This window comes from Brucella sp. NBRC 12950, assembly GCF_030268145.1.
Lineage (GTDB): Bacteria > Pseudomonadota > Alphaproteobacteria > Rhizobiales > Rhizobiaceae > Brucella.
In genome coordinates this window covers 1-4,587 of record NZ_BSQC01000033.1, presented here as the reverse complement: position 1 = coordinate 4,587, position 4,587 = coordinate 1, and the positions used below count along the sequence as shown (strand labels likewise).

Sequence of the window (4,587 nt, the reverse complement as noted above, 5' to 3'; positions counted from 1 at the left end):
ATGCCAAGGGCAAGGTCGATCTCAGCGCAACCGACAATGTCACGATCGCTGAAGCCCGCGATACCGGCTATTCTCAGCTTGATACGAGTTCAAAGGGCGTCTTCAGCAAAAAGGAAAGCCATAGCCGCACGGATACTGAAACCGCTGTTGGATCATCGATCAGCGGCGGTAACGGTGTTGATATCACCTCTGGCAACGATACAACGATCTCTGCCTCGAACATTCAGGCGGGAACGGCCGATAACAAGGCTGATCTCAATATCGATGCCGGTGGCGATCTGATTATCGCATCCGGCAAAGACACCGTTGAAACAGATGCATCCAAATCAAAATCAGGCCTTTTGTCGAAGAAGAGCGACAAGAGCCATACTTACGATGAAACGACCGTTGCATCCGAGCTTGGTGCTTCTGGCAATGTGAACCTCAATGCTGGCGATAATGTCGTCATTGCAGGCTCCAGGGTCACGGCTGGCGACGATATCGCCATCGAAGGTGACAGTGTCTCGATCATCGGTGCGCAGGAACGCCATGATGCCTCATCTTCATCCAAGAAATCCGGACTTGGTGCGGGCTCAGGCGACGGCTTTTATTCGATCTGGGGCAAGGAAGAGAAAAGCAGCAGCGAGAACATCGTCGCCAATGTCGGTTCTGCGCTTTCGGCGGGAAATGATGTTTCCATCAAAGCCCGCGAGACTGATGTCAATATTATCGGCTCCCATGTGCAAGCCGGCAATGACATCGCGCTCGATGCGGCGCGTGACGTCAATATCCTTCCCGGCGCGGAAAGCTATGCGTCGGAAGACAAAGAGAAGCGCTCAGGCTTTGGTGTTCAGCTGAGTTCCGGCAATGGTTCAGCTTCGATTGGAATTGGTTTTGGTTCAGCAAAGACAGAAGCCAGTGAAGGCGCAGAAACCAATGCGGTTTCGAGCCTTAATGCAGGCCGGGATGTGATCATCACGGCGGGCCGTGATGCCAATCTTCAGGCGGCTCAGGTTGTTGCTGGCTCCACGGTCGACATTCTCGCTGAGCGGGACGTTAATCTGCTCTCGGCGCAGGACAAGACAAATTATGAATTTATGCATCAGGAACTGTTTGTCGGTGTTACCGCAACAGTCTCATCGCAGGCAGCAGCAGCCGTCGGCAATGCCTTTGAGGCTGGAAAAAGGGTCGGTGACGGTAGCACAGCCAATTCCATTGCGATGGCAACCATCGCAGGGATCAACGGCAAATACGTCTATGATACGCTCATCGATGGACAGCCATTCAATCCAGGCCTCTTACAGAACGGCCCGCTCCTGAGCACATCGCTCAGTGTCGGCTTCCAGTATTCGAAGAACAGTGCCGAGGGATCGACATCGACACCTGTGGTGACCACGATCAATGCTGGCGATACAGTGATCATCGAAGCAGGCCGCGATATCAATGCGGTCGGTGCGCAGGTGAGCGCCGGTTATGATCAGTACGGGCTTCCGACAGGTGGGCGTGGTGATATTGCGCTGATTGCTGGCAATGACATCAATCTGGAAAGTGCCAAAGCAACCAGTGAGAACTCCAGCAAGAATGTCTCAGGCGGAGTTTCTATTGATCTCCTGAACCCTGGCGTGAACTTCAACTACGGTCAGGGGAAAGGCAACGATACCACCGTCACCAATATCAACACGCATGTGACAGGCAGCGGAACTGTCTATGTCAACTCCGGCAATGACACAAACCTGCGGGGTGCGACAGTTTCCGGCGAGACCGTGATTGCTGATATTGGCGGCGATCTGAACATTGAAAGTCAGCTCGATACTGCGACAGCCAAGGCCAATCAGGTCAATGTCAGCGGTGGTGTTGGAACGAACGCTCAGGGCCAGACAAGCGGCGGCATCTCCGGATCTTATCAGACAGCCAAGGGTGATGCAGCCATTGTCTCCGAACAATCTGGCATTCATGCAGGCGAAGGTGGCTTCGACATAAAGGTCGACGGCAACACCAAGCTGACCGGTGGTCTGATCACGAGCGAGGCCGATCCTGAAAACAATCGCCTTGAAACCGGAACTTTAGAGTTCGAAGATCTCGACACACATTCCAAATGGAAAGCTGACACCTATGGCGGTGGCTTCGGTGCAAGTGGTCCGCTCGTCTCTCCGCCGATCAAGGAAGGTGAAAGCGAAACCGGAAAGGCGCTTTCAGCAATCTCTCCAGGCGAGATCATCATTACTGATCCCAACAATCAGCAGCAGAACATTGATGATCTGCGCCGCGACACCACCGATACCAATACGTCGCTGCCCGGAATACCAGATCTTCAGAAACTCCTCAGTGAGCAGCTGAAGACGCAGCAGCTCTATGACGATGCAGCCGCCAAAGCAGCCAACATGATCGGCACCAAGGCTAGTGACTTGGCGAATGCTGCATACGAACGTGGCGACAAAGACGAATATGAGTTCTGGAAAGAAGGTGGTCCTGGTCGCGCGGCGCTTCATGCAATCGCGGGCGGTCTCCTTGGAGGGGTCACAGACTTCAGCGGCATGTTGAGCGGCGCTCTCGGCGGTGCATCTTCGGCTCTACTAGCGCCTAAGATTAGGGAACTAGTTGCAGAGTTCGTCAAAGAATCTGGACTGACTGGTTCGGCAGCAGAGTTCATGACCAACACAGTAACTGGTTCAATCCTTCAAGGAATTGGCGGTGTTACCGGTGGGGCTGGAGCAGCGTATGCAGGGAATGCATATCAGTTTAATTATCTCGATCATGCGGATGCCGAAAAGCGGGCTGCGGCTAAAGCTGCATGCGCTCAAGGGGATGCCGCTGCATGCGAAACGGCAAAGCAACTTGATGAAAAGGATGAAAGGCAACAGAAAGCTTATGTAGATTGTCGAGCAAATGGCTTTTCTGGCGATGGCTGTGGCAGCGTCCTTTGGGATGCAACTGCGGCGATGTCGAGTTATAGCGGAATAGCCGAAGTTTATCTGCAGCAAGACGATTGGAACAGAATTGTTCAAGACCCGGATGTTCAGCAGCAACTTCTGAATCTGTTCGCTCCAGAAGGCTACGACAACCTTTCAGCTGAAAAGCGCGCTGAACTAAATAAAGTAGTCAAATTCCTGGTTTCTGATCCTTCGGGTTTCACAGGAATGCCTTATCTCATTAAGAAAGTTCAAGAGGGCGATCTCTTGGCGATTGCCCAGTTCGTGGGATTGGTATCCAAAGTAAAAGGCGTATCAGCGGTCTCGAAAGCCTTGGGTAAAGAAAACCCAGTGGAAGACGGCCCGGCAATAACAGTTAAAGACCACTATACTCACCACAAAGATATGGTTGATGATTTAAAGGAGCAGCTAGAAAGCCAAGGATTTCGGGTTTCTGGAAAAGAAGTGTCATTTGGGAACTCTTGTGGCGTGGGAAGATGTCGACCAGACATCATTTACGAAGCCCCGGATGGGAAAATAAGCATCATAGAAGTTAAAACCGGTAATGCTGGCCTTTCGATAAGGCAAAGTGAAATCTATCCGCAAATAAAAGATGGTAACGCGATACCTAGAGGAAAAGTGGCACGCGAGTTCGGGTTGATTCCCAATATGCCGTTGAAAAACCAAGGTTACCCGAATGGGATACCAATTGAAATTAAGAATTTTCCGGGAGTAGGAGAATGAAAGAAGATCAACTTGAACCGACAATCCTGTCACTTGGATGGATCATAGATGAGGATGAATTAAACGACGCTTTTGCAAATTATATTCTTGAAGACCGTGTTGTTCAGTGGATTTTCAGCTTCGATAAAATTCGGGGTCAGCAGAAAATAGGCGGAATGCTCTCTTTATCGACGGATAAATTCTCTGATGCTTGTTCGATAATATTCGGAGAAGATAAATCCTATTATCCACTTGTCCGGTCATTGAAGAATATTGATGTAAGAGCCGAAAATCTGACCGTTAATAATGTAAAGGAAGCATCGGATTCGGCGTTGATTTGGGCACAATGCCAGAACTTAGAAAACGCGTTGAAGGAGTATTCTTTGCTTCCGACGAGCGCTCCTGGGGCCCGGCCAATATGGCATTTGGCCGCCTTAGCAATATTAGGGGATGTTGAGAAACTTCAGACTTATCATGATGGATTTCGAAATGGAGAGCACCTGGGATTTGCTCCATATATAGGTATGGAGCATATAAATCGTGCCCTAGCTATATCGAGCGGTGAAGCTTTTCGAATGTAATAGTCACCAAGGCAAAAGGGCTTTCAACTTGGATAAAGCCTTCTTTATAGGGTTGAAGTATGGGCTGTTGAGTTTCACCTGAATTTACACAGGTTTTTCTAGAGCGCGTCCATTGAACGCGGAATCGCGTTGAGGATTCCCTTGGTCGCCGAATTCTGATTCCATCGCTCCGACTGGTGATTTGGTTGGAGGCAATATGACCCGGGCTTTCAGTGATGATCTGCGTAGCCGCGCTCTGGCTGCGTCAGGGGAAGGCATGTCGGCGCGTTCAGCGGGCAAAGTGTAACGCTCGACACGGCAAAAGCGACCAATAATGGTTCCGACAATGTGATTGGCACCACTGTTCAATCGGGCAAAGACACGACGATCACCGCCAAACAGGATGTGAACGTTAT

Annotated in this window: 3 protein-coding genes; 2 read left to right on the top strand and 1 reads right to left on the bottom strand. The window is 50.6% G+C overall.

The features are described 5' to 3' along the window. A partial coding sequence (locus tag QSJ70_RS27215; protein ID WP_285541324.1) for a hemagglutinin repeat-containing protein occupies window positions 1-3,632 on the top strand: 3,632 nt, incomplete at its 5' end. Beyond that, window positions 3,629-4,192, top strand: a complete 564-nt coding sequence (locus QSJ70_RS27210; protein WP_285541322.1) for a DUF6990 domain-containing protein — start codon at window positions 3,629-3,631, stop codon at window positions 4,190-4,192. The genes QSJ70_RS27215 and QSJ70_RS27210, both read left to right, overlap by 4 nt. An 84-nt stretch (window positions 4,193-4,276) precedes the next feature. Here the strand turns inward: QSJ70_RS27210 and QSJ70_RS27205 are convergent. Beyond that, the coding region (locus tag QSJ70_RS27205; protein ID WP_285541321.1) for a hypothetical protein at window positions 4,277-4,587 on the bottom strand (311 nt) is incomplete at its 5' end.